This window comes from Rhodococcus sp. CX (assembly GCF_015865005.1).
In the GTDB taxonomy this organism is placed as follows: domain Bacteria; phylum Actinomycetota; class Actinomycetes; order Mycobacteriales; family Mycobacteriaceae; genus Rhodococcus.
In genome coordinates this window covers 1-24,184 of the sequence record NZ_JADZGH010000064.1, presented here as the reverse complement: position 1 = coordinate 24,184, position 24,184 = coordinate 1, and the positions used below count along the sequence as shown (strand labels likewise).

Genomic DNA, 24,184 nt, shown 5'->3' with positions numbered 1-24,184 from the left:
GTGATCGAGTCGATGACGTTGTTCGTCGACGACTACACCACCGGCACGCATGTCGAATCCACGGTCACCAAGCACAACGGAATCGTCAACTACGCCTCGAATCCCGGGTTGTAGCCGGTGGCTCGGCGCTCAGGCCACGCCGTCACCCGTCCCATTCGCTTCTCTCGAAGCTCCAGAGGCTTGCGATCAGCTCACGCGTGTGGCCTGCATGTTCGAACGAGCGGCAACGGAGAGCGCTTTCATTCCGTGGACGAGTGCACCACCGGAGCGCATCGCAGCGGCAATGTAGGTGACTTCGGCGAGTTCTTCTTCGGTTGCACCGAGGGCCAGTGCGTCCTCGGTATGGAATCGGATGCAGGATTCACACTGGGTTGTCAGTGCCACTGCGATGGCGATCAATTCGCGATATTTGCGCGGTATATCGCCCGGTCCGGTGAACACGGCAGAGTTGAATGCGGCAACGGCTGCACCCATTTCGGGTGCCAGATCGGCGCCGAGTGGAGCGTGACGATGGTTGTGCGTCATACGAACTTGTCCTTTCGATCGGGTGCAGTTGTTCAGTGCGAGAGGTTCAACTCGCCTTCCTTTTCAGAGCGGATGCAACCCGGCGTAGGGCTGGGCGTGCCGCTCCATACGAGTTGGCCTGCGGGGACGGGTAGGCGGTTGCATAGATGCGAAACGATTCCGGCTGAAGTTCGATGCCGTAATGAACGAGAGATTCCCAGACCATGTGGTTGTATCGAGACCGAGGCATTCCGAACCGCACGAAGATTTCGTCGTTCGGTGGTCCTCCGAAGGGCGCCATCGCCGTGCAAACTCGACGAAGTGTCGGTCTTCTGCCACTGCGGAGCGGAGAGTGCGGTTTTCAGGGCGGATGGGATTTTTTGCTGGCATCTGAGTTCCTGGATGTACGGGTCAGTCGGCTTCCGCGGCGTCGAGCGTCATCTCCTTGATACGCCAGACGAGCCGGTTGAGTGCTTCTTTCCGGATGGCGCCGGGCTGGGAGTAGACAAGTGTGCCGTCGCGAAACGCCATAATTGTGGGTATTGAGGTGATGCGGGCAGCCGCTGCGAGGGCCTGCTCTTTCTCTGTGTCGATTTTTCCGAAGACCACGTCCTCGTGCAGGGCGGATACCTCTTCGAATATGGGGGAGAACATTCGGCAGGGTCCACACCAGGAAGCCCAAAAATCGACGATCACAACACTGTTCTCGGCGATCACCGAGTCGAAGTTGTGCTGTGTGAGTTCCTGTGTAGCCACGAGAATTCCCTCTCCTTGGTGTGCGATGAGGCGGGTGTACGCCGTGCTCGGTACTGGTTTACAGCGGATATGACCGGAAGCGGTCGTCCAGGTTTCCTCGCCACGATCTTGAATCATCGTCATGCATGAAACCTGGTGAGGCAATAACGATTTCTGCACTAGCCTGCGCACCATTGCAGACCGATAGGCCGGAGCGGATTCCGCGCGGTCTAGTTTCCGCCGAACAATCCTGGCGCTGTGATGGACCGGGCAAACTGACGCACGTGATGCGGCTCATATCGGACATAACGACGGCGTCCGTCGACGATGATGCTCACCAGGCCTTCTTCCGTGAGCATCTTGATGTGGTAGGACACGGTGGATGCGGTGACGTCGGCTTGGGCAACCAACTGGGTGCACGAGATTTCCCGGGCAGCGCCGATGATAGCCAGTAGTTGCAGCCGTACGGGGTCTGCGAGTACACGTGCAACATCAGACAGTACCTCGATGTTCGAGTGGGTGTGTGACGGGGACAAGTCCTCTCCGATCAGGTTTCGGAGTCTCTGATGCCGGGGGAGAACGCGAGGAGGGCCATGGCGCCCGCACCGACCGCTGGGCCTACGGCGAGCGCTGCGAGGGCGATCGACCACGACCAGTTCTGGACGAGGACCGGGACCAACCACAGACTCACGGTTGTGGTGAGGTAGCCGAGAGCGAGCTGGATCGACACTGCGCCACCGACGAAGACAGGGTCTGCGTGCTCGGTAATGACGGCGGAGAACTGAGCGGAGTCGGCGATTACCCAGAATCCCCAGAAGACGCAGAGCGCGAGGACAATAGGTAGGGGTCCGGTTCCGACGATGCTGAGTGCGCTTGCTGCTGCGCCGGAACAGATGAGACAGCACAGTGCAGATTGTGCCCGCCCGAATCGGTCACTGAGTTTCCCACCGACGAAACACCCCAGCGCGCCTGCACCAATGCACAGGAACGACAGTGCCGATGCGGTGGCGCCGGCGTTCGAACGGGCGGTGATCTCTGGAAGTGCGGCGATGTAGGCGCCGACCCAGGCCCACATTGCGTATAGCTCCCACATATGGCCCATGTACCCCAGGTTCGCCAGGGCCACGTGCTTGTTTCTCAAGCTCGCCAGCGAGGCGCGGAGACTGAACGGCCGGCTCGGAAAGGGGTAGGGACCCTCACCTCTCAGGAGCAGGATGAGGCAGCCACCGCCGGCTGTCATGACCGTGGTAGCAACGATGACGCCTTCCCAGCGGAACGCTCCGAACGAGCTGACCAGGTGAGGCAGGGCAGAGCCGAGCGTCAACGCCCCGATCATCACACCCAACGCCGTTCCTCGTCCGGCTTTGAACCAAGTGGAGACCTCTTTCAATGCTGGCGGATAGACCGCGGCGAGAAATACCCCTGTCACCAGACGAAGGGGCAGAGCGGTCGCCAGGCTGTCCACCCAGAAAAGCCCGAGGTTCGCCACGGCGGCGCCGAGGGCACCAGCAGAGATCAAGAACCTGGCAGGCACCGCATCGGCGAGGCCGGTCGCAGCAGAGGTAAGTGCCCCGACAACGAACCCGATCTGAACTGCGATCGTCAGCAACGACGAGGCCGCGGCGGACAGGTGCCATACCTCGGTCAGTTGCGGAACGACGAACGACGCCGAGAACCACACGCTCATCGACAGGAACGTGCTCGCGGCGATAAGCGCAAGAGCCAGTCCCGGTCGTTGTCCCCGGGACTGCGCCGCTGGATCCTCCGGGATCGTGGGGCTCCCGGCGTCGTGTCGAGTCATTGCAGGATGCCTCCGGCCCGCTTGCCCTGCTGAGTCAGCCAGCGGACACCACCGAGTGCATCGATGGCCCGGTCGACGGAGTCGAACAGCGGCACGCCGGCAGCGGCCGCGGTCCGGCGGAGCTGACGCACGAGTTCGTCCTGATTCTGGTCGAAGCCACTGCGCAGGACCAGCGCCAGTGGCGTCCCGTCGCGATCCGCGCCGACCAGATCCTCAGTCAGAGACAACACCAGCTTGTTCCCAGACTCGACATCTTGCATATCGAATACGGTGCCCAGATCGAGGAAGGCGCAGATCGAGTCGATCGACTCATCGGCCGCGACAGCGGAAATGATCGATCCGGTGAAACTTCCGGTCTCGTCGAACAGGGACCAGATCGGGATGTCGATCGGGTTTGACAAGCTTGTCCCCGGGGCCTCGAACACCGCGAGCCTTTCCCGGGTGGTCTCGCCGAACGGCGCCATCGTCAACCCCCATCGGTCGGCGCGGTCCGACCCGACCACCGCAACACCTCCGCCGCTGCCGACCAGAGCGAGGTTGTCGCCAACGAGCTCGGGTACGAATTGCAGCGCAGCGAGAACGTCGAGGAGCTGATCGAGATCGTCGACCAGCAGAACTCCTGCCTGGCGGGCGGCGTCTTCGAGAAGTTGTGGATCGCTGGCGAGGGCACCGGTGTGCGATGCCGCAGCCGCGCCGCCAGCTGCGGTGCGGCCACCCTTGAACAGGACGACGGGCTTGGTCATGGTGCGAGCGAGACGGAAGAACTCGCCGGCCCAGCGATCGTCCTCGAGATAGAACGCTGCGACGTGAGTGCGTGGATCTGCCTCGCAGAATGCGAGAAGCTCTGCGGGGCTGACATCGTCACAGTTGCCGACGGAGCTGACGAAGCTGAACTCGAGACCCAGTTCGGTTCCGCGCCGGAGCACGTCACCGGCGTAGGTACCGGACTGGGACACCACCGCGAGATGTCCGCGAGAGGTGCTCGACGCCGCGGTCGAGATCATCGTCATTTGCTCGTACGGTGTGTAGTGGCCGATACAGTTCGGGCCCAGGACCCGCAGGCCGGTCCCTGCCAGAACGTCGGTGAACCGTGGGGTGTCGGCGGTCAGGATGTGCGCGGTACGGGTCCCGCGCTCGGTGAGCGCCCGCAGCGTGTCCGGAACTGCGGTTGCCGGCAGCGCTATGACGGCGCGATCGATATTCGGAGGAAGGGCGTCGACGCTGGGCACGGTGCCGACCCCGTAGATGCTTGGGTTCTTGCTGCTGACCGGCAGGATCTGCCCGGTGTATCCGAAGTCGACAAGGCTGCGCACCGCCCGGAACCCCATCTTGCGTTCGTCAGCCGAAGCGCCGATGACGGCGATCGACGTCGGATAGATCGCGGGCCGGAGTGCTTCGAAACTGCTGGCCGGATCGGGAAGCGGACGGTTGTGGCAGGCCGTCACGTCGAGTGCGGTCGCACGGGCATCGACGGCGACGATGCGGTCGGCGGTGACGACGACGGGGTTGAAATCGACTTCGGTGACGTCCTCGTTGAGGAGAAGTCCGGACCCACCCCCCCACGGCGAGGAGCATGTCGACGACATCGTTGAGTCGGTCGGGGAAGCGCTTGGCGATGACCTGGCCCAACCGAGTACGCGCGATCATCTGCCGGGCGTCGTTCTCATCGATCGGTGCGAGCGCGAAGACGACGTCGTCAAGGGTTTCGATGTCGACCCCGCCGTGGCCGAACATCACCACCGGACCGAAGCCGTCGGCATCCAGTCCACCGACGACGGCTTCGATTCCGGTGTCAACCATTGCTTCGACGGTGACACCACGAATCTGCGCGCCGGCGGCCTGCTGTGCCGCAAGCATCTGGGCGGTCCGTTCGCGAGCCTGCTCCGGGGCGACAGCAAGCAGGACCCCACCGGCTTTGCTCTTGTGCACCACGTTGTCGGCGACGAGCTTGATCGCCACCTCCCGGCCGATCGACTCGGCGATCCTGCCTGCTTCGTCGGCTGTGGCGGCGAAGGCTACCGCGTTGGCTGCGACGCCGTACCGGATTGCGAGGTCGCGGACCGTATCTTCCCGGAGACGCTGGGTCATCGAGTCGCTCCTGCCTTGTCAAGCATGTCCTGCAGATCAGCAGGTGCATTCGGGTACCGAGGCGGTCGCTTTTCCAGGAACGACTGCACCCCTTCGTCGCCGTCGGGCAATGCGCGTACCACGGCAGCCAAGAGCGGTTCGAGTGCATTGCCGGCACCGAGCCCGTCGTGCATGGTCACGCGCAGGCCGGTCTTGATCGCCCGGACGACGGCCGGCGACACCTCAGCGATCTCGTGTGCAAGCGCGAGGGCACGGTTGAGGGTTTCGGCCGGGTCGCAAACCTCGGTGACGAATCCGGACTCGAGTGCTTCTGCAGCACCGACCGGGGAGGCAGTGGCGAGCATCTTGAACGCCACCGGGTAGGTCACAACGTCCAGCAGCCGGCTGAGCTGACCGCCGACGGGAACTAGACCGATCCGCGCACCGACTGCGCAGAACTTGGCGTTGCGGCCGGCGATCCGCAGGTCGCAGTTGAGCGCCAGGATGAAGCCTGCGGCATAGGCGGCGCCGTTGACGGCGGCGATGACAGGGGTGCCCAGCTCCGTCGGGATCGTGAAGGCGGCGTTCGCTTCCGGGTCACCGGCGGTCTCCGGGTTGTGCAGCACCTCCTGCAAGTCGTGTCCGGAGGAGAAGATGTCCTCGCCGCCGGTGACGATGATGCAGCGGACGGACGGATCCTGATCGGCCTCCACGAACTGCTTCTTCAGCGCAGGAGCCATGTCGTCACTGAAAGCGTTGCGCTTAGCGGGATTGGAGATCGTCAGGATTCGCACCGGACCGTCATCGGTCCGGATGATGCTGGCGGACATGTGTATCGAGCCTTTCAGTCGAGGATTACTTGGCCGGGGCAACGGCAGCGGGGTCGGTGTCGGTCCTCTGGCCCTGCACGGCTGCCGGCGGGTTGGTGTTGATCTGGTGCGTTCGGCGGGAAATGGTGGAGATCGTGCTCCAGACCAGCACCACGACGAGATTGAGGATGAGCGCGGACACGGCGATGTACATCGGGGAGGACAGGAAGAACGGCGACGCAGTGGATCCGCCGAAGTGCTCGGCCTTCGGCGAGGACACGTTGTATGCGGCCACCGTGCCGTAGACGATGCCGACAGCCCATCCGACAAGCAGTGCACGCTTGTCGGCGAAGCGTTCGGTGAACAGTCCGAGCAGGACCGCCGGTATCGTCTGTAGGATCCAGATCCCGCCGAGCAGCTGGAAGTTCAGGGCGAACTGGCTGTCGAGGGTGAGAACGAATACCAGGGCACCGAGCTTGACCAGGACCGACACGATCTTGGAAATGTCGGTTTCCCGCTTGTTCGATGTTTCGGACTTGGAGAACTGTCGAATGATGTTTCGGCTGACAAGGTTGCCGGCGCCGATGGCCATGATCGCTGCAGGGACGAGGGCGCTCATCGCAATGGCGGCGTAGGCGACACCGACGAACCAGGACGGGAACATCTCCTGCAGCAGCTGCGGCACGGCGAACTGGGGATTGCCGTTGATGGGATTGATTCCCGCAGCGAGTGCCATCATGCCGAGTAGGGCGACGAAACCGAGGAGAACGGTGTAGATGGGCAACACCGACATGTTCCGCCGCACTGTCTTGGCGCCACGAGCTGCGAAGACGCCGGTGATGGCGTGGGGGTAGAGGAAAAACGCCATTCCCGATCCGAGTGCGAGCGTCATGTAGACGCTGGCGTTCACGCTGATCGCGGCGCGAAACAACAGTACCGATCCGGAGGCCGCCGCGATGGCCTCACCGGCGTCGGCGAAGATCTGACCGAAGCCGCCCAGTTTGATGGGGATCACGATCACAGCGACGATGACGACGATGTACGTCAGACCGTCTTTGAGAAACGCGATCAGCGCCGGTGCGCGGATACCGGAGGAGTAGGTGTATGCGGCAAGGACTCCGAAGGCAATCAGCAGCGGCAGTTCACGGACGAGCCAACTCGATGTGATGTCGGCCTTGATACCCATCGACGCGAACACGACTTCGAGGCCGACGAGCTGAAGCGCCAGGTAGGGCAGTGTGGCCAACAGACCGGTGAGGGTGATGGCGAGCCCGAGTGCCGGAGACTTGAAGCGGTCGTTGATGAAGTCGGTGAGGGTGACGTAGCCCTTCGCGTGGGCCAGTCGGATCAGGCGGGGCAGAAACAGGAATCCCAGCGAGTACAGCACGACGGCGTTGGGGATCGCGTAGAAGCCGAACGCTCCGATGCTGAAGATTGCGGCGGGGACGGCGATAAGAGTGTAGGCGCTGTAGAGGTCACCACCGAGCAGGAACCAGGTGATGAATCCGCCGAACCCGCGACCTCCGAGCGCCCATTCTTCGAGCTGGTCAGCATCTCGTGCGCGGCGCCATCGGCTCGCAATGAATCCCATGCCGGTGACGAGCAGGAACAGGAAGAGGAAGACGCCGAAGGTGACTGCGTTGAAAGTCATGGTGCTTCCATTCCTTCCGGCTCGTTCCGGAACGCGAGGAAGTAGGTGATGCCACACCCGGATGCAGCGGCCACAGCCATCGCCATCTGGAACCAGTAGAAGAAGGGAATGCCGGCCAGTTCCGGGGTGGTGCGCTGGTAGAGCGGGACAGCGAGTGCGAGCACCACAGGTGTCAGCACGAAGAAGGCGCAGGTGAGGCGTTTGGGCCAGGACAGGCGAGGGGCCGGCACCGTCGCCCGTGGGGTGTCGGTGGGGGGTGATTGATTCACTTGGATGCTCACAAATCTATCGAAGTATTGGGGTGGGTGAGCCGATTGCTGCACCACCCGAGGACACAGCGTCGACGCGGCGTCCCGCAACCGCTACATGGGCGGGTCGTCAACGTATCGGGACAGGGGTTGTGCCCATACGCAGCACAGGATCCCGACAGCGACCAGTAGGGAGCCGATGACGAATGCTGCGATCTGCAGCATTGCCGTCGCAGAGGACGACAGGCTCTGGTCCATCTCTTCGGGATGGACCAGAGCCAACGTCGCGACTCCGGAGACCACGAGCTTGACACCGGCCGTACCTACGATCACGGTCGACGGCTGTACCACGAACGCTCCCTCCGAATTCGCATTCTGACTGAAAAGTACGTCAGGACAGACGATTCCACAGACCAGCGGCCGAGTAGTCGAAGTCGGTGTCTGTCCATTTCGGAGACCGATCCTTGTCGACCAGTCCCGCTCGCACTCCCTCGACGAAATCGGAGGTTCGTGCCAGATGAGTGGCAATCCGCAGTTCCATCTGCAGACATCCTTCGAGGTTCTGCTGCTTGCCGGCAGTGATCGCCGCGAGCGTGACTTCGAGGCTTTGCGGCGACATCTCCCCAAGAGTCCCGAGGGTCTTCTTGGCCCATACGCCACCGGTGGTAGTCAGTCGTGTACGGATCTCCGCGACGGTCGGTGCACCGAAGCACCAATCGATCTCGTCACGATGCCCAGCCAGCTTCGGTGGCGCGGTTGGACCATCCGGCGCCAGCGCCCGCAACACCTCGTCGACCGACCACTGCGGAACCTCACCGAGTGCATGCACGACATCACTCACCTCAGGTACCCGGTGAGTGGCAAGCCCGGTGTACACCGCATCGGCTGCATCCATCCGGTACCCGGTCAACCCCAGGTAGGTGCCGAGGGCGCCCGGCAGCCGGGACAGGAAGTAGCTGCCACCCACATCAGGGAAGAACCCGATCGCCGTCTCCGGCATCGCGAGCACGGCCTTGTCGCTGACGACGCGGAAGGCGCCGTGCACCGACAGACCCATTCCACCGCCCATACAGATCCCGTCGATGAGCGACACGAGGGGGGTGTGCAGAGAAGCGAGACGGGCATTGAGGCGGTACTCCGAGGAGAAGAACTCTTCGGAGAGGTGATGAGCCCCATCGACCGTGTTCTGCCGAATCTGGCGAATGTCCCCACCAGCACAGAAGGCCTTCGGACTCGAACTTTCCAGAACCAGCGCCGATCCCGGATCTGCCTCCCACTCGTCCAGCGCGAGGTGCAGTTGGTGCACCATCGAGATGGTCAGTGCGTTCAGTGCCTTCGGCCGGTTGAGAATGATCCGACCGATCGACCCCTGCCGGACGTACCAGACCTCGGCCTGTTCGGAATTGCCCTCGGGCGACGTTCGATTGGTCGCAGCCGATGTCAGGGGCGCCACGGTGTACCCACAGCTGCCGAACCGCACCTCACTCATGAGTGGGCATGGAGAAGTCGGTGCGGACCTGGGTGTCGTTCGGCCAACGGGTGGTGGCCGTCTTGTTGCGGGTGTAGAACCGCACGCCCTCGGGGCCGTGGATGTGGTGATCACCGAACAGCGAGCGCTTCCAGCCGCCGAAGGAATGGAACGCCATCGGGACCGGGATCGGCACGTTGATGCCCACCATGCCGGCCTTGACCTGTGCAAGGTAGGTGCGGGCGGTGTTCCCGTCCGCGGTGAAGATGGCGGTGCCGTTGCCGAACTCGTGATCGTTGACCAGCTGCAGGGCCTCTTCGAAGGACGCGGCGCGCACGATCGACAGAACCGGTCCGAAGATCTCCTCGAGATAGATCCGCATCGACGGGGTGACGTGGTCGAACAGAGTTCCCCCGAGGAAGAAACCCTCGCCCGCGTTCGCCGGAAGGTGCGCACGACCGTCGACGACGAGTTCGGCGCCTTCCTCGATACCGATCTCGATGTAGGAGGCGACCTTGTCGCGGTGCACGCCGGTGACCAGCGGACCCATCTCGACGTCGGGCTGGGTACCCGGACCCACCTTCAGATCGGCGAGCGCGGCGACCAGACGCTCCCGCAGGGCGTTGGCAGTGTCCTCACCGACCGGGACGGCGACGGAGATCGCCATGCAGCGCTCGCCCGCAGATCCGTAGGCAGCACCCATCAGAGCCGAGACGGCCTGATCGAGGTCGGCATCGGGCATGATCACCATGTGGTTCTTCGCTCCGCCGAGGGCCTGGACGCGTTTGCCGGCCGCGGAGGCAGTGGTGTGGATGTACTCGGCGATCGGGGTGGAGCCCACAAAGCTGACGGCCTCGACCTGATCGTGTGCGAGCAGGGCGTCGACCGCGATCTTGTCGCCGTGCACAACGTTGAACACACCGTCGGGCAGGCCGGCTTCGGTCAGCAGCTTGGCAAGTTCGACCGAAAGGGTGGGATCCTTCTCGGATGGCTTCATCACGAAGGTGTTGCCACAGGCCAGAGCGACGGGGAACATCCACATCGGCACCATGGCCGGGAAATTGAACGGCGAGATCCCGGCAACGACACCGAGAGGCTGGCGGAAGGTGACCCCGTCGACAGCGCGGCCGACGTTCTCGGAGAACTCACCCTTGAGCATCTGCGGGATCCCACAGGAGAACTCGACGACCTCGAGGCCTCGGATGACCTCGCCCTTGGCGTCGGAGAGCACCTTGCCGTGCTCGGAGGTGATGATCTCCGCGAGCCGGTCCGCGTTCTGCTCGACGAGGTCGCGGAACCTGAACAGGATGCGGGCACGGATGTGGGCAGGGGTCGCCGACCAGCCCGGGAAGGCCGCGGAGGCCGATGCCACGGCGGCGTCGACGTCGGCGGCGGTGGCCATCGCCACGCGTCCGGTCACCTGGCCGGTGGCCGGATTGTAGACGTCGGCACGGCGCTTAGCCCGGCGGGCGTCGACCTTGCCGGAGATGTAGTGGTCGATGTCAACGGCCCGACCGGTCGCGGCGGTCCCGTTCGAAGAGTGGGGGAGTGTGGAAGTCATCTGTGGTCCTTGATGTTGGTCAGCCGTAGATCTGGGCGTAGAGATCGCGGATTTCCGCGTCGGTCGGGACGAGCGGGTTGTTGTTCGGTGACCCCGATCCGATCGCCTGCTCGGCCATCAGCGGGATTAGCTCGTCCCACCGGGCCTTATCGATGCCGTAGTCCTTCGGGGTAGGGACTTTCAGATCGCTGCACAGGTCGGTCAGCGCGGCGACGAGGTTGTCGGCTGCCACCGAGTCGGAAACCTCGTGACCAGCGACGCCGAGGGCGCGGGCGCAGTCCGCATACCGCGACTCCGCCGCGCGGACCGAGAACGCCGTCACTGCGGGGAACAGCATCGCGTTCGAAAGTCCGTGTGCGACGTGAAAGTGCGCACCGATCGGGCGGCTCATCCCGTGCACGAGGGCGACGGACGAATTCGAGAACGCGATACCGGCCTGGGTGGCGGCCAGCATCATGCGGGCCCGGGCGTCGGTGTCTTTTCCGTCCTCGTAGGCACGGCGCAACGACTGGCCGATGGTGGAAATCGCGGTGAGCGCGAGACTGTCGGAAAAGGGGTTGGCCTTCTTGCTGACATAGGCCTCGACGGCATGGGTGAGTGCATCGACTCCCGTGTCGGCGGTCAGTCTCGGCGGCATCGACATCGTCAACTCGAAGTCGATCACCGCCGCGATCGGGAGGAACGCCAGACCCGGGCACAACATCTTCTCGTCGGAAACACTGTCACTGATGACGGTGAACTGAGTTGCCTCCGAACCGCTTCCCGCCGTGGTGGGGACGGCGACAATGGGTAGCGCCGGCCCGGTGTTGTCCCGCGGAGCCTTGTAGGCGCTCATCTGCCCGCCCTGTTCGCCGAGCAGGCCCAGGGCCTTCGCGGTGTCCATGGGGCTACCACCGCCGAAGCCGATGACCGAGTCCGCGTCATGTTCGCGGATGGCGGCAAGACCGGCCTCGAGAGACTCGGTGGTCGGGTCGGGAACGGTCCCGTCGAACAGCCGCGGCGCCAGGCCTGCCGCCTCAAGATTCTTGATCATCTGCTCGGCGGCCCCGGTCGAGACCATGAAGGAGTCGGTAACAACCAACGGACGGGACAATCCGAGACCGGAGACGACGTCGCCGATCTCGGCGACCGCGCCGCCACCGATGCGCATGATGCGCGGCAGAGCGATACGTGCAGCCATGTCGAAATCCTCCTGGCTCAGCGGTTGGTGAAGGACGGCTTGCGCTTGTCGAGGAAGGCGGACATCCCCTCTGCCTTGTCCTCGGTAGCGAACGCGGCGTGGAACATCCGCCGCTCGAAACGCAAGCCCTCTGCGAGGGACGTCTCGAAGGCGCGATCGACCGACTCCTTGGCCATCAACACCGCAGGGCGAGAGAACTCGGCGATCGTCGTTGCTGCACCGATGGCTTCGTCGAGCAGGTCGTCCACCGGCACGATCCGCGCGACCAACCCGATGCGCTCTGCCTCCTGGGCGTCGATCATGCGGCCGGTTAGGACCATGTCCATTGCCTTGGACTTGCCAACAGCGCGGGTCAGGCGCTGGGTGCCGCCGGCGCCGGGCAGGATGCCGAGGGTGATTTCCGGCTGGCCGAACTTCGCGTTGTCGGCGGCAATGATGAAATCGCAGCTCATGGCGAGTTCTGCGCCGCCACCGAGCGCGTAACCGGCGACCGCGGCGATCATCGGCTTGCGCACCGTCGAGGCGCGTTCCCAGCTGGCGGTGATGAAGTCTTCCAGGTAGACGTCGGTGAACGACTTCGGGCGCATCTCGGCGATGTCGGCGCCCGCGGCGAAAGCCTTGGCGCTGCCGGTCAGGACCACGGCGCCGATCTTGTCGTCGGCCTCGGTGTCGTCGAGAGCGCGGGTGAGCTCGACGGTGAGCGCGTCACACAACGCGTTGAGCGCCTTGGGGCGGTTGAGCGTGATCACCGCCACCGGACCGTGTCGTTCCACGCGCAGGAATTCGTACCCGTCCTGCTCATCCCTGACGGCGGGGGCATTTCCAGCAAGGGAGGTCATCTGTAGAACCTCTTCTCTCTACTCGGGTTGAAAAATCGACGCGTCTCACACGGTGACGACCGTCTTTCCCCGCGTCGTTCCGCTGGCGAGTTCGCGGAGTGCGCGGGGAAGATCACCGATGTCGACACGCGAGGTGATGAGTGGATCGATCAGGCGGTTGGCAGCCATATCGAAAATGTCGCGCTGAGCAGTGCGCACAAGTTCCGGGCACCGCTCGGTGTACAACGACCAATGAAGTCCGGCGATGGTGTAGTTCTTGACGAATGCGTGGTTGAGCCGTGGCTTCGGGATGGTGCCACTGGCGAATCCGACGACGATGATTCGACCTTCGAAACCGATGTACTTCGTTGCCTGGTCGTATGCTCGGCCGCCAACAGAGTCGAAGACGATGTCGACTCCGTTCGGGGCTGCGGCCTTGACTGCCTCGACCACATCGACGTGGGAGCGATCGATGACCACGTCTGCACCCAAAGCGGTCGCGGTAGCGGCCTTGTCCGGGTCGGACACGATCGCGATCACCGTCGCTCCACCTGCGCGGGCGATCTGAACGGCTGCCGAGCCGACTCCACCGGCGCCGGCGGTCACCACGACCACATCACCTGCGGTCATCTCGGCCCGGCGGTGCAATCCAAGCCATGCCGTCAGATAGGTCAGATGCAAGGTGGCGGCAGTGGCATCGTCGATGCCGTGTGGCACCGGGTGGATGTCGGCAGCGTTCATCAGCGTGTAGTCGGCAAAGCCGCCGTGCGGAAGGAGGGCTTGCCCGACAATCCGCTTGGTCAGAAGCTGAGTGTCGACGCCAGCGCCGAGTTCGTCTACTCGACCGCAGACCTCGAGCCCCGGAGTGAAAGGGGGGGAAGGCTTTTGCTGATACTCACCCCGGCACAGCAGAACGTCTGCGAAGTTGCACGATGCGGCCGCTACTCGAACACGAACCTGCCCCGGGCCGGGGATCGGGTGAGGGGTCTGTTCCAACCGCAGGACGGAGTGGGGTTCTCCATACTCGCGGACTTTCCACGCGCGCGACATCTTGTGCACCTCTGCTCAGAAGTTCTGCTGTGTCGAGCCCTGATCAGGCTCGTCGGCCTTCGTCGGGGGTCTTGGCGCCGATGAGGTGCACGGTGTTACCGAACACCTCTTCCCCGCGGCCCATCTGGGCGTGGGAGAAGGCGATCTCGTCCATCGCCAGGACGCGGCCGAGCACGGGATCGATCTTTCCGTCGAGGACGAGCTGGTTGTAGGCGATGGCCTGCTCGTCGTTCGTGCCGTGCGAGCCCTGGAGGCGCTTCTGGCGGGTCCAGTGGTAACGCAGATCGACCATGGCGTCGAAACCGGTGGTTCCAGCGCAGATCGCGACCATTCCGCCGGGCTGGCAGACGAAGATGCTGGTCGGGATGGTCGCGGCGCCGGGGTGCTCGAACACGATCGCGGGGTCTTCGCGGCTGCCGGCAATCTCCCAGATCTTCTTCCCGAACGCGCGGGCACCTGCGGTCCATGCCTTCTGACCCGCGGCATCGTCGACGAGCGGCGGAATACCCCAGTGGTTGAATTCGCGACGGTTGATGTAGCCGATGGCCCCGTACTTCATCGCGAACGCGCCGCGCTCGCCGTCGGAAACCACCGCGACGGCCCTACCGCCCGCCGCATTGACCAGCTGGCACGCCTGAGTGCCGAGACCGCCGGAGCCGCCCCACACCAGGACCAGGTCGCCCTCCGCGACGGTGTTGCCCTGCCAGCCGTGCAGCATCCGGTACGCGGTCGTTCCCACCAGGGTGGGTGCGGCAGCTTCGGCCCAGCTCAGATGTGCAGCCTTGGGCAGCACCTGGTGAGCCTGAACGCGTGCGAACTGGCCGAACGAACCGTAGTTGGTGTCGTAGCCCCAGATCTTCGCACTCGGAGCGATCATCTGGTCGCGGCCCGAGGTGATCCACGGATCGTTCTCGTCCCAGACACCGGGATGGATGACGACCTCGTCACCAATTTCGATCCCGCTGACTCCCTCACCGACGGCGTAAACGATGCCGGAGGCATCCGAGCCACCGATATGGAAATCCTCGGTTTCGCCGCGTCGTTGCCGAGTCGCGACCTGATCGACGGGGTACCCGCGGGCGGCCCAGACGTTGTTGTAGTTGACGCCGGCCGCCATCACCGCGATGAGCACCTCACCGGCGCCCAGCTGCGGGGTCTCGACGATTTCGTGGGCGAACGCCGTGGCCGGGTCGCCGTAGCGCTCCGGACGCACGACCTGTGCGTGCATGTTCTTCGGAACCACCCCGAGCGGGGGCAGGGTTCCCGGCTCCACGGCGTCGGTCGTCGGGTCCGAAACCACCTGACGCTCCATTACTTCGGTCACCGTCATCTCCTAAACTCAAATAATTGTAAAAGTATCAAACTATAATGTGTGCCGGTTTGCCAACCCGCCGACCTCAGCCATGTCCAGTCGGCGAGTCCGGGTGGACCGATTGCACGAAAGTGGCATTCGTGCAATCGGTCTCGCAATCACCCTTCGACAGCGCCGTACCGCTTGTCGCGCCAGGCCAACGCAGCGCCGAGTCCCTTCGTCGCCACGAGTTCACTGAACTCGGCTCGCTCCGGCGTCTCGGCGGAGTTCAGTACGGCAGCGAGGTCGAGGTTGGACTCCACTGCACTGGTCAGGCCCATCGCGTCGTAGGCGCGAGTGATGGTCCGCTTGGTGTACCGGAGGATGGACAGCGGAGTCAGCGCGATTTTGCGCGCGAGGACATCGACGGTCTGCTCGAGATCGGCCTTGCTGACCACCCGGTTCACCATCCCGAGAGTCTCGGCACGTGCGGCGTCGATGATGTCGCCGGTGTAGAGGAGTTCGTTGGTCGCCTTCTGCCCGAGCAGGAACGGCATCAGTAGCGTCACTGGGCCGGAGCCGAAGCGGATCTCCGGTTCGCCGAACTGGGCGTCGTCCGAGGCGACGATGAGGTCGCAGGCCATAGCGAGCTCGCATCCGCCGGCAAGCGCCCAGCCGGACACGGCGGCGACGACGGGCTTCTTGAGCCGCCAAACCTGCATGGATAGGCCGATGTTGTTGGTCAGGCCGGCGTGCCACTGCTCCGCTGTCGAGACGCCCATCTCGACTTCCTGGGCAATGTCATAGCCGACGCTGAAGGCCTTGTCCCCACCCTGCAGCACGACGACCTTGATCGTCGGATCCGCTTCGGCGGCGGTCAATGCCTGGGACAGTTCCTGCATGACCTCGACCGAGAGCGCGTTGAGCTTCTTCGGCCGGTTGATCGTCAACCAGGCGACTTCGCCGCGGTACTCGGTGCGGACCAGATCGTCAGTGGGAGTGCTCATGCTATTGCCTCGCTTTGCATTTCAGTTTCAGTGGATGCCTGAAGTCGTAGGCGGGCCTTGTCGACCTTGCCCACAGCGGTTTTCGGTAGTTCGTCGACGACGATGAAGTGATCGGGAATCCAGTACCGCGGAAACCGCTCGCCGACGTACGTGCGCAGTGTGGTCTCGACCTCGCCGGCCCCGTCGGCGGAGCACACGATGTATGCGACCGGACGCTCGATCCACCGCGGGTGTGCGATCGGCACGATGGCCGCGGCGGAAACTGCTGGATGGGTGCACAGGTACTGCTCCAGCTCGGCGGAGGCGATCCACTCGCCTCCGGACTTGATCAGGTCCTTCGCTCGATCGTGCAGGCTAAGGCGCCCCCGGTCGTCGATGGAGGCGATGTCGCCGGTGTCGAGCCACTCGGATCCGCCGTCGGCGGCACCGACGATGAACGGGCCCCGGACCTCCAGCCGACCCATCGTGGGCCCCGTTCCTTCTTGCTTGAATCCGGAGGAATCGACGCGCATCTCGACGAGCGGGATCGGGCTTCCAGCCGATGTGGTGGGCTCGAGCCGCTCGTAGGTGCTGCACGCCATGGTTTCGGTCATGCCCCAGGCGGTACCGACCGTGGCGCCGAGGACGGCGGCAACAGCATCCACAACAGGCTGTGGAACCGCGCTTCCCCCACTGAATACCTCGCGGAGGGCTTGCGGCCTCGGCGCTCGGCCTGCCGAGACTGCCGCGCACACGTCGTGCCAGACGGTGGGGACCGCAGCGGCGACGGTGACCGACTCTGAATCAAGGATTGCGGCGACACGGTCGGCGCCGAGATCTCCGCCGCACAGAACCAATGACGAGCCGGTCAGTGCGGAGGTCAGCGGCAGTCCCCAGCCGTTAACGTGGAAGAACGGGGCAAGAGGAAGCACTCGGTCGTTTCCACGCAGGCCGGTTGCCGATGCAGTTGCTTGCGACAATGCGTGCAACACCACGGCCCGGTGGCTGACCGGATAGCTCTTCGGCTTGCCTGTCGTCCCGCTCGTATGGAAGAGGTACGCTGTGGCGTTCTCGTCCGTGACCGGCGCCGGCCCAGTGATCTGATGTCCTGCGGTGACCAGATCGTCGTATCTCGTGAAGTTGCTGGAAAGCCCAGCCCAATCGCGATCGCCCACGGCAATGAGGGGAACGTCGGCGACGCGGAGCGCGGTCAGAACGCTGCGTGTGCTCTCTCCGAGAGTCGGGTGATCGATCATCTCGTCGTCGACAACTACAGCGGCTGGTCGAGGATTGAGCGCCTGGTCGATTAGCACTTCGGTGTCGAGTCGAACGTTGAGGCTGTTGACAGCCGCACCGAGCAGTGGAATACCGAGCAGGGCCTCGAAATGCTCAACGGTGTTGAATGCGAGCACTGCGACTGTGTCGCCCGACCCGATCCCCAAGGCGGCATGCGCGGCGGATGCGAACGATCGCGCTCGCTGTGCCACCTCGGGGAATGAGTATCGAGTGATCCCCGAGCCCTCGGTGCCGGATTTGACATTCACCACTTCCGCGGTCGGATGCACGTTGCTCATCCGCCACAGCAGGTGGTCGACGGTCAGGGAGAACATGACTACTTCACCAGGGTGGTGACGACCTGGACCGGGTTGGCCAGGGTATCCCGGATGGGCGAGCGCTTCTGCACAGCGTCGGTAAGTTCCTGCAGCTGCTCGGCCGAGGCGTTCGGGGACTCGGCGTGAACGTTGATGCGGATCTCCTGCGCTCCTGGGCGCACGCTGTCGTCGAGGTTGAGGAACCCCTGCAGGTCGAAGTCGGTCTGCATTTCCAGCTTCAGCGAGGACAACTCGATACCCCGGGTGGCAGCGTTCGTTGCGTAGGTGACGGCGTAGCAACCGGCGAGTGCCTGCAGGACGTACTCGCCCGGGCTGGCCGCCTTGTCGGTGCCGAGCAGTGCGGCCGGCTCATCGGACTCGAGTACGTAGGAAGCTTCCCGGGTGCTCACCAAGTCCCCGTTCTGGTGCAGATCTCCGGTGGTGGAGCGCTGGTGGCAACCGTCGAGCCATTCGGAGTTCAGGGAGAAGGTCACCTGTGCCAGTGCCGGGGTCTGGCGAACTGCGTCGATGGTCGCGTCGAGAGCCTGCTTGTCGACACCGTTGATGGTGGTCGAAGAGGTGGTCATGGGGTTGCGCCTTTCGTTGTCGTTCGTTACTTGGTGAGAAGTCCGAGAACTCGGACCGAGGAATATGGGTCAGACGTTGGAGGGTGAGGGCATTCCCTGTCCGGAGGACGTCGAAAGCGGTGCCGAGGGTGGAAGGTCCGCGTCGATATCCTTGTTGTTGGTTTCAGGAGCAAGGTAGGCGCAGACGGCGGTGATGATGCTGAGGATGGTGAAGTATCCGACCACCAACCACGGGCTGCCGTTGTTCAGCGCGAGCAGCGACGTCGCGATCAGTGGAGAGAAGCCTCCGGCGAAGACCGAACCGATCTGATATCCAACTGATGCGCCGCTGTATCGCACTCCGGTGGAGAACATTTCGGAGAAGAAGGCCGCCTGCGGACCGTACATTGCGTCGTGGAAGAAGTTCAAACCGATGACCATCGCAAGGGTGATCAGTACCGGGTTTCCGGTGTCGGCGAGGATGAAGAACGGTCCGATGAACAGCGCACTGGTGACGGCACCGAAGAGGTAGAGGGGTCGCCGACCGTACTTGTCGGACAGCAGCGCCCAGACCGGCACGGAGACGATGCCGATGGTGGAAGCGATCAGTACGGAGTTGAGGCCGATGCTGCTTTCTGCGCCGAGACTTCGAGCAATGTAGGCGATTCCGAACACCGTATACAGGTAGTAGATAGCGTTCTGCGACAACCGCATTCCGGTCGTCAGGACGACGGCGCGCTTTTCGTTGCGGAAGAGCTCGACGACGGGCTTGTCAGCGATCGTGTCTTTCTGCTTCATCTCCGCGAACTTCTCGGGCTCCGAGAGTCCGATGCGGATCAACAGGCCCACGAAAACCAGCAGGCCGCTGATGAGGAACGGGACCCGCCATCCCCAGGCGAGGAAGGTCTCCTCGTCCAAGAGGGTGCGAGAGATGCTGAAAGCACCGACTGCGAGCAGCATGCCGGCAGAGACGCCGATCTGCGTAAAGCTTCCGTAGAACCCCCGGCGGTTCGGTGGTGCAGACTCCACTGACATCAGGGCGGCGCCACCCCATTCGCCTCCCACACCGAAGCCCTGAACGAGCCGAAGGATCAGCAGCAGGATCGGTGCCCAAATGCCGATCGAGGCATGAGAGGGGAGCAGACCGATCAACGTCGTGCTGATTCCCATGATGAGCAGTGAGGCCACGAGCATGGACTTACGACCGACACGGTCACCGACGTGACCGGCAACGATGCCGCCCAAAGGGCGAGCCAGGAAACCCACGGCGTAGGTACCGAAGGCGGCGATCAGTCCGATGGCGGGACTGACGTCGGGGAAGAACAGGGGACTGAAGACCAGCGCCGCAGCAGTGCCGTAGAGGAAGAAGTCGTACCACTCGATCGTGGTACCGACAAAGCTTCCCAGTGCAACCATGCGCGGCGAGTTGGATTTCGTTCCACCCGACGACTGCGCTTGTGCGCCCATTGGCCGGGCCTCCTCTCGTCCGAACCGACCGTCGTGTACGAGGTCGGGATGTGGTTGTGGTTGTCATAGGCCGCTCGGGCAGCCTCAAAGGTTGGGGCCGGCAGAAGGCTCGTCACGCTGTGATCGGCGTTCGTGCCCGTCTCCGTTGTGTCTCAAGTCTCACTGCGGGCTGATGGTGAGGGCAATAACCAAAGCTGAGCAGGCCTCTGCAGATATGCAGAACAGCAGCAAGAGGGCATGTTTTCGGCCTGCGGAGCATCGACCGTGCGAGGGGTGGGATATAGTTTGAGCATTCTCCACCTGTAGAAGCTTCGAAGAATGGGACGTCTCTCGTGACTCACGCATCCGCACTGACGCTTGACGAGCTGGTGGACACACTCAAAGCGCTCGCCGACCCGGTGCGCATGGATCTGCTCAGGCGAATCGCCGCAGTCGACGAAATGGCCTGCACGGACCTCGTGGAGGAATCTCATGTATCCGCGTCGACCGTCTCGTACCATGTAAAGGCTCTTCGTACCGCCGGGTTGGTTCAGGTCCGCAAGGACGGCCGGAACTTCCACTACACCTACCGGCCGGAGACCGTTCGTGCCGTGGCAGATGCGTTGAATTCCTTAGGGTGACAACAAGTCACGGGTGTACATGACTCATGCCACTCGCCTCGAACCTACCGTTCGGTGAAAAGACCCGGCTGGGTCGCGGCGATCTGTGAAATACACTCCGCCATCATGCGCACCCTCGCCAGTCTCACGAGGTCTCGCGGAAACGACATCCAGTAGCTGCTTTCGATCTTCGTGGTAACTGCTTCGATCTTCTTCAGTCGAGGGTTTTCGTCTGCGATGAACGAAGGCAGCAGTGCCACTCCCAGCCCTGCCTCGGCCGCCTGGATGAACCCAGCGATGTTGTTGGTCTGGATTCGTGCCTGCGCGTTGGGTAGGACCTCGTACAGCAGGTTGAACGTTCGATGATCCAGTGCGGAGTCGATGTACCAGATCAGCACGTGATCATAGAGGTCTTCAGCACTTCTCACGGGCAGGTGCTGCTTGAGATAGGCGCGCGAGGCATAGAACCCAAGTGAATAGTCTGCCAGCTTCCGAACTGTCACGGCCCGCGCCTGAGGGCGTTCGATTGTGACCGCAAGATCGAACTCGCGAGGGGTCAAGGACGCGTGCCGGTTCGCCATCATCACCTCGACCGTGAGATCTGGATGGTGGCGTTGAAACTCTCCGAGTCCAGGAAGCAGCAGATACGCTCCGAAGCCGTCAGGAGCAATAACACGGATATGGCCGGACAACGAGGAATCCTGGGACAAACAATCCTCTTGCGCCACACGCATAGTCGACTCGATGGCCTCGGCGTGTACTAGAAGGCGGAGCCCGGCGTCGGTCAGGACCCAACCATCCGACGTTCGATCGAATAGCCGACTCTCGACCGCACGCTCCAGCCGCGTGATATGCCGGCTGACGGTGGTGTGATTTATCTGGAGGTGTGTGGCAGCCTCGGTCAATCTGCCTCGGCGCGCCACCTCCGCGAAGAGTCTGAGGTCATCTGCAGACAACATGGGGCAAGCCTATCGAAACCAAACGCGGACGCTGCGTCGCCTGGCGCTTTCCGAGACTGGAGCGACCTCGCTTCGCCTCCAATTCGCACCAGTAGAACGCTGAATGTCGCTTGCCAGGTTGATGGGACCACCTGATTGCCAGAGGGTAGGGACCACCGTGGCGCGTTATTGAGGATGCGTGTTGTCGATGCTGGCGTCAACCGCACCGGGGCGGGTGCGTTGACGGTAGGACGGTCCTTCGACGACGAGCGTGTGGGCGTTGGAGGTCAACCGGTCGATCGCGGATTGGGCGAGGAGGGTGTCTGCGGTCATCGTCAGCCACTCGGACGGCTCGCGGTTGGATGTGACGATCGTGGTCTTCTTCTTGTGCCGTTCGACGATGAGTTCGTAGAAGTCGTTGGTTTCGGTGGCATCGAGCGGTCGCAGCGCGAAGTCGTCGATGATGAGGACGTCGATTGCGGTCAACCTGCGGATCTCGGCGTCGACGGTGTTGTCCAGTCTGGCTGCGCGGAGCCGGGTGAACAGTTTGTCCGATCGCGCGAACAGGACACTGTGTCGTCGACGAATTGCCATGTGCCCTAATGCTGTTGCCAGATGGGTCTTGCCGACTCCGACGGGGCCGAGGACGATCGCGGACTGCTGGTTGTCGAGGAACCGCAATGAGGTCAGATCTCCGAGGAGTGTCCGGTCGTAGCGCAGATCGTCGAGTGCATTCCAGGTATCGAACGCCATCGCCGGGTCAAGTCCTGCTTCGGTGGCTCGCAATGTCGCCGAACGTGATTCACGTCGGCTTACTTCGTCGGCGAGGAGCACTTCGAGGAACCCGATGTGACTGAGTTCGTGTTGACGGGCCAGGGCTGCACGTTCGGGCAGCGTGTCGGCCAACGCCCCGAGTTTGAGGGCTTTGAGCAGTCGGATCATGTCGGTGCCGACAGGTTCGGTGGCAGCGGTGCGGGTGTGGGTGCTCATCGGTGGGTCTCCGTGTTCTCGGCGCTGTCGCCGACGACTGACAGTGCGGGTGTAGTTGCAGCAGTGTTGAATTCGGACGGATCACGTGAGAATCGTGATGCTGTGTGTCCGACTGCTTTAGGTAGATCCGGCGAGGTCTTCTCGGTGGCGCGTTCGAGCATCGAGGCGATCTTGGTGACCGAGACGACGTCGAGGTCGAGTGACAGTGAGCAGGCCTGCTCGACCCGTTCGGCTCCGTAGCGGCGGACCGGTCCTTGCAGACGGTAGACGCTGCGGATCCTCGTCCACGGCAGCGGATCGTCGAGGATGCGTTCGGCGTAGATCCCGATGTTCGGCCCGTACGCGGTGCACCTGGCGATCAGGGCGGTGACATCACGTAGCGCGTAGTCGGACTTGTGTTCGGGCAGGTCAGCGCGGTCGGTGCTCCGTCCACCCGGCGGCGTGCGGGGGTGGATCTTCACCAGGGTGCCGCGGTGATAGAACTTCACCAGTTCGGTGTCGGCGCGCACCGACAGCGTCGATCCGATCCACTGGTGCGGCAACGAATACAACGCCCGCCCGACTTCTGCGTGGAAATCGCGGTGCACTTTCACGTCCTTGAAGATCGGCACATCGTAGACCGCCGGCACCGGCAACAGCATGGGCAGTTCGGCAGCGTCGAAGACCTCCAGCGGCCGTGCGCAGGTAGTGCCGTGGATACGCATGCCCGCAGTGGTGCTGCACCACCGAACAACCGCATCCTGTGCCTCGGCGAGATCGGTGAAGCGTTCACCGCCCCAGAAGTTCCCGCGCACGTACTGAACGGCGCGTTCGACACGGGGTTTGCCCTTCGGTGAGCGAATCCGTGCGGGGTCGGTGACGAATCCGACGTGACTGCTGTAGTCGAGCCAACCGTCACTGAAGTGCGGGGTGAGCGGATCTGCGGCGGTGACGACAGGTTTGAGGTTGTCGGGGATCAGGACCGCGAAGACCCCGCCGAAGAACGTCCATGCCGCCTCGCATCCGGCGATCACCGCCGCCAGCGTCTGCGAATAGGTCAACCACACGAACATGTGTCGGCTGTACACGGCGGTGAAGATCAGGGCATGGACCTTCCGGGCCCGACCGTCCTCGGGGTCGGTGAGCATCCCCAGATACCCGAAGTCGACTTGGCATTCGACACCCGGATCTCCGTCGACGACTCGAACGGTGAGGTCCTTACGGCCGAAACCGCACCGCTCGGTAGCGAACCGGTGCAGCGTCCGGTACGGCACTACACAGCCTTGGCGGGCGAGGAGCACTTCGATTTTGGTGATCGTCAGTGGTTTCTGCTCACCGTCTCCTGCCACCCATCTGGTGATCTGTTCCTCGTGAGGAACCAACTGTTCCCATGCCGCACCATGCCCATGAGGCCGGTCGGGGCGCACGGTATCGACGACCGCAGCGATCAACTCGTCATCGATGTCGGCTGCGGTGCCGCCTCTCGTCAGCCCGGCAGACTGAGCGGCGTCGACGTAGCGTCGGACGGTCTTGCGGTCCACCCCGGCGTGGTCTGCGATCGTGCGCAGCCCAGGCGCCGGCAGAGCTGCCGTCCCGAGCCACAATCGCAGTACTTCTCTGATCTCGTTCACACTGATCTCCCGAAAAGCCATGCCCGTCTACCTCCGCGACCTCGCTTGAGCTGTCACAGACGATCGAACGAGCAAACGACGAGACCACCGGCAAGGCGCGCCGGTGGTCCCATAACTGGCAATCCAGGTGGTCCCATCACCCTGGCAAAATCAGCTCACACCGGTCCCATGCTCATGGCAGACGACAGACCGAGCACCTCGGTTACGAGAAGAACGACCCGGCCGGCCGCGGCAGCGGCAACTCCCTTGGGCG

The 24,184-nt window shown here is 63.3% G+C and carries 23 protein-coding genes; 1 reads left to right on the top strand and 22 read right to left on the bottom strand.

Annotated elements, in window-relative coordinates:
• Nucleotides 1–186 precede the first annotated feature (186 nt).
• From I0Q12_RS06870 to I0Q12_RS06780, 19 genes are all read right to left on the bottom strand, one after another.
• The gene (locus I0Q12_RS06870; RefSeq protein ID WP_231610161.1) at nt 187–525 is read right to left on the bottom strand and encodes a carboxymuconolactone decarboxylase family protein; all 339 of its coding nucleotides are present in this window, start codon (nt 523–525) and stop codon (nt 187–189) included.
• Nucleotides 526–915: 390 nt separating this feature from the next.
• The gene (gene trxA, locus I0Q12_RS06865) at nt 916–1,383 is read right to left on the bottom strand and encodes a thioredoxin (RefSeq protein WP_307846080.1); all 468 of its coding nucleotides are present in this window, start codon (nt 1,381–1,383) and stop codon (nt 916–918) included.
• 86 nt (nt 1,384–1,469) lie between these two features.
• Nucleotides 1,470–1,889, bottom strand: a complete 420-nt coding sequence (locus I0Q12_RS35070) for an ArsR/SmtB family transcription factor (protein WP_374068600.1) — start codon at nt 1,887–1,889, stop codon at nt 1,470–1,472.
• Nucleotides 1,787–2,926, bottom strand: a complete 1,140-nt coding sequence (locus I0Q12_RS06855) for an MFS transporter (RefSeq protein ID WP_231610160.1) — start codon at nt 2,924–2,926, stop codon at nt 1,787–1,789. Before I0Q12_RS06855 ends, I0Q12_RS35070 begins: the two co-directional genes overlap by 103 nt.
• A gap of 110 nt (nt 2,927–3,036) precedes the next feature.
• A complete protein-coding gene (locus tag I0Q12_RS32185; protein WP_231610159.1) occupies nt 3,037–4,368 on the bottom strand; it encodes a CoA-binding protein in 1,332 nt (443 codons plus the stop codon).
• A 10-nt stretch (nt 4,369–4,378) separates the two neighbouring features.
• Entirely contained in the window at nt 4,379–5,128 is a 750-nt protein-coding gene (locus tag I0Q12_RS32180; RefSeq protein ID WP_231610158.1) for an acetate--CoA ligase family protein, read from the bottom strand.
• Nucleotides 5,125–5,937, bottom strand: a complete 813-nt coding sequence (locus I0Q12_RS06845; protein ID WP_197251226.1) for an enoyl-CoA hydratase/isomerase family protein — start codon at nt 5,935–5,937, stop codon at nt 5,125–5,127. Before I0Q12_RS06845 ends, I0Q12_RS32180 begins: the two co-directional genes overlap by 4 nt.
• 25 nt (nt 5,938–5,962) lie before the next feature.
• The gene (gene mctP / locus I0Q12_RS06840) at nt 5,963–7,567 is read right to left on the bottom strand and encodes a monocarboxylate uptake permease MctP (protein WP_197251225.1); all 1,605 of its coding nucleotides are present in this window, start codon (nt 7,565–7,567) and stop codon (nt 5,963–5,965) included.
• Nucleotides 7,564–7,836 (bottom strand): DUF3311 domain-containing protein, encoded by a 273-nt coding sequence (locus tag I0Q12_RS06835; protein ID WP_307846079.1) that lies wholly within the window; start codon nt 7,834–7,836, stop codon nt 7,564–7,566. Before I0Q12_RS06835 ends, mctP begins: the two co-directional genes overlap by 4 nt.
• A gap of 370 nt (nt 7,837–8,206) precedes the next feature.
• Nucleotides 8,207–9,304 carry an enoyl-CoA hydratase/isomerase family protein gene (locus tag I0Q12_RS06825; RefSeq protein ID WP_197251223.1) on the bottom strand — a complete coding sequence of 366 codons (1,098 nt, stop codon included), beginning with the start codon at nt 9,302–9,304 and terminating at the stop codon, nt 8,207–8,209.
• Entirely contained in the window at nt 9,297–10,844 is a 1,548-nt protein-coding gene (locus I0Q12_RS06820; RefSeq protein ID WP_197251222.1) for a CoA-acylating methylmalonate-semialdehyde dehydrogenase, read from the bottom strand. The genes I0Q12_RS06825 and I0Q12_RS06820 overlap by 8 nt, the downstream gene beginning before the upstream one ends.
• A gap of 19 nt (nt 10,845–10,863) precedes the next feature.
• Entirely contained in the window at nt 10,864–12,024 is a 1,161-nt protein-coding gene (locus I0Q12_RS06815) for an iron-containing alcohol dehydrogenase (protein ID WP_197251221.1), read from the bottom strand.
• A 17-nt stretch (nt 12,025–12,041) separates the two neighbouring features.
• Nucleotides 12,042–12,863 carry an enoyl-CoA hydratase gene (locus I0Q12_RS06810; RefSeq protein WP_197251220.1) on the bottom strand — a complete coding sequence of 274 codons (822 nt, stop codon included), beginning with the start codon at nt 12,861–12,863 and terminating at the stop codon, nt 12,042–12,044.
• A 45-nt stretch (nt 12,864–12,908) separates the two neighbouring features.
• The gene (locus tag I0Q12_RS06805) at nt 12,909–13,892 is read right to left on the bottom strand and encodes an NADPH:quinone oxidoreductase family protein (RefSeq protein WP_197251219.1); all 984 of its coding nucleotides are present in this window, start codon (nt 13,890–13,892) and stop codon (nt 12,909–12,911) included.
• A 43-nt stretch (nt 13,893–13,935) separates the two neighbouring features.
• Nucleotides 13,936–15,222: a crotonyl-CoA carboxylase/reductase gene (ccrA, locus tag I0Q12_RS06800; protein WP_231610157.1), complete on the bottom strand. Its 1,287-nt coding sequence runs from the start codon at nt 15,220–15,222 to the stop codon at nt 13,936–13,938.
• A 140-nt stretch (nt 15,223–15,362) separates the two neighbouring features.
• A complete protein-coding gene (locus tag I0Q12_RS06795; protein WP_197251217.1) occupies nt 15,363–16,190 on the bottom strand; it encodes an enoyl-CoA hydratase/isomerase family protein in 828 nt (275 codons plus the stop codon).
• On the bottom strand, nt 16,187–17,779 hold the full coding sequence (locus I0Q12_RS06790; protein ID WP_197251216.1) for an AMP-binding protein: 1,593 nt from the start codon (nt 17,777–17,779) through the stop codon (nt 16,187–16,189). The genes I0Q12_RS06795 and I0Q12_RS06790 overlap by 4 nt, the downstream gene beginning before the upstream one ends.
• 2 nt (nt 17,780–17,781) lie before the next feature.
• On the bottom strand, nt 17,782–18,348 hold the full coding sequence (locus I0Q12_RS06785) for an OsmC family protein (RefSeq protein ID WP_197251215.1): 567 nt from the start codon (nt 18,346–18,348) through the stop codon (nt 17,782–17,784).
• 69 nt (nt 18,349–18,417) lie between these two features.
• On the bottom strand, nt 18,418–19,743 hold the full coding sequence (locus I0Q12_RS06780) for an MFS transporter (RefSeq protein WP_197251229.1): 1,326 nt from the start codon (nt 19,741–19,743) through the stop codon (nt 18,418–18,420).
• Nucleotides 19,744–20,126: 383 nt separating this feature from the next.
• Here I0Q12_RS06780 and I0Q12_RS06775 point away from each other — a divergent pair, with 383 nt between their 5' ends.
• Nucleotides 20,127–20,414 carry a helix-turn-helix transcriptional regulator gene (locus tag I0Q12_RS06775; RefSeq protein ID WP_197251214.1) on the top strand — a complete coding sequence of 96 codons (288 nt, stop codon included), beginning with the start codon at nt 20,127–20,129 and terminating at the stop codon, nt 20,412–20,414.
• Nucleotides 20,415–20,458: 44 nt separating this feature from the next.
• On the opposite strand, the gene I0Q12_RS06770 is transcribed toward I0Q12_RS06775, so the two are convergent.
• From I0Q12_RS06770 to istA, 3 genes are all read right to left on the bottom strand, one after another.
• Nucleotides 20,459–21,352: a LysR family transcriptional regulator gene (locus tag I0Q12_RS06770; protein WP_197251213.1), complete on the bottom strand. Its 894-nt coding sequence runs from the start codon at nt 21,350–21,352 to the stop codon at nt 20,459–20,461.
• 165 nt (nt 21,353–21,517) lie between these two features.
• Complete coding sequence (gene istB / locus I0Q12_RS06765) at nt 21,518–22,321, bottom strand: IS21-like element helper ATPase IstB (RefSeq protein WP_197251212.1); 804 nt, start codon at nt 22,319–22,321, stop codon at nt 21,518–21,520.
• Entirely contained in the window at nt 22,318–23,952 is a 1,635-nt protein-coding gene (gene istA / locus I0Q12_RS06760; protein WP_197251211.1) for an IS21 family transposase, read from the bottom strand. Before istA ends, istB begins: the two co-directional genes overlap by 4 nt.
• Nucleotides 23,953–24,184 lie beyond the last annotated feature (232 nt).

Bases quoted from the DNA above. Each gene is read 5' to 3' on its own strand.
- I0Q12_RS06870 (WP_231610161.1), bottom strand. From the start codon at position 525: ATGACGCACAACCATCGTCACGCTCCACTCGGCGCCGATCTGGCACCC.
- trxA (WP_307846080.1), bottom strand. From the start codon at position 1,383: ATGACGATGATTCAAGATCGTGGCGAGGAAACCTGGACGACCGCTTCC.
- I0Q12_RS06855 (WP_231610160.1), bottom strand. From the start codon at position 2,926: ATGAGCGTGTGGTTCTCGGCGTCGTTCGTCGTTCCGCAACTGACCGAG.
- I0Q12_RS32185 (WP_231610159.1), bottom strand. From the start codon at position 4,368: ATGGGGTTCCGGGCGGTGCGCAGCCTTGTCGACTTCGGATACACCGGG.
- I0Q12_RS32180 (WP_231610158.1), bottom strand. From the start codon at position 5,128: ATGACCCAGCGTCTCCGGGAAGATACGGTCCGCGACCTCGCAATCCGG.
- I0Q12_RS06845 (WP_197251226.1), bottom strand. From the start codon at position 5,937: ATGTCCGCCAGCATCATCCGGACCGATGACGGTCCGGTGCGAATCCTG.
- mctP (WP_197251225.1), bottom strand. From the start codon at position 7,567: ATGACTTTCAACGCAGTCACCTTCGGCGTCTTCCTCTTCCTGTTCCTG.
- I0Q12_RS06825 (WP_197251223.1), bottom strand. From the start codon at position 9,304: ATGAGTGAGGTGCGGTTCGGCAGCTGTGGGTACACCGTGGCGCCCCTG.
- I0Q12_RS06820 (WP_197251222.1), bottom strand. From the start codon at position 10,844: ATGACTTCCACACTCCCCCACTCTTCGAACGGGACCGCCGCGACCGGT.
- I0Q12_RS06815 (WP_197251221.1), bottom strand. From the start codon at position 12,024: ATGGCTGCACGTATCGCTCTGCCGCGCATCATGCGCATCGGTGGCGGC.
- I0Q12_RS06810 (WP_197251220.1), bottom strand. From the start codon at position 12,863: ATGACCTCCCTTGCTGGAAATGCCCCCGCCGTCAGGGATGAGCAGGAC.
- I0Q12_RS06805 (WP_197251219.1), bottom strand. From the start codon at position 13,892: ATGTCGCGCGCGTGGAAAGTCCGCGAGTATGGAGAACCCCACTCCGTC.
- ccrA (WP_231610157.1), bottom strand. From the start codon at position 15,222: ATGACGGTGACCGAAGTAATGGAGCGTCAGGTGGTTTCGGACCCGACG.
- I0Q12_RS06795 (WP_197251217.1), bottom strand. From the start codon at position 16,190: ATGAGCACTCCCACTGACGATCTGGTCCGCACCGAGTACCGCGGCGAA.
- I0Q12_RS06790 (WP_197251216.1), bottom strand. From the start codon at position 17,779: ATGTTCTCCCTGACCGTCGACCACCTGCTGTGGCGGATGAGCAACGTG.
- I0Q12_RS06785 (WP_197251215.1), bottom strand. From the start codon at position 18,348: ATGACCACCTCTTCGACCACCATCAACGGTGTCGACAAGCAGGCTCTC.
- I0Q12_RS06780 (WP_197251229.1), bottom strand. From the start codon at position 19,743: ATGGTTGCACTGGGAAGCTTTGTCGGTACCACGATCGAGTGGTACGAC.
- I0Q12_RS06770 (WP_197251213.1), bottom strand. From the start codon at position 21,352: ATGTTGTCTGCAGATGACCTCAGACTCTTCGCGGAGGTGGCGCGCCGA.
- istB (WP_197251212.1), bottom strand. From the start codon at position 22,321: ATGAGCACCCACACCCGCACCGCTGCCACCGAACCTGTCGGCACCGAC.
- istA (WP_197251211.1), bottom strand. From the start codon at position 23,952: ATGGCTTTTCGGGAGATCAGTGTGAACGAGATCAGAGAAGTACTGCGA.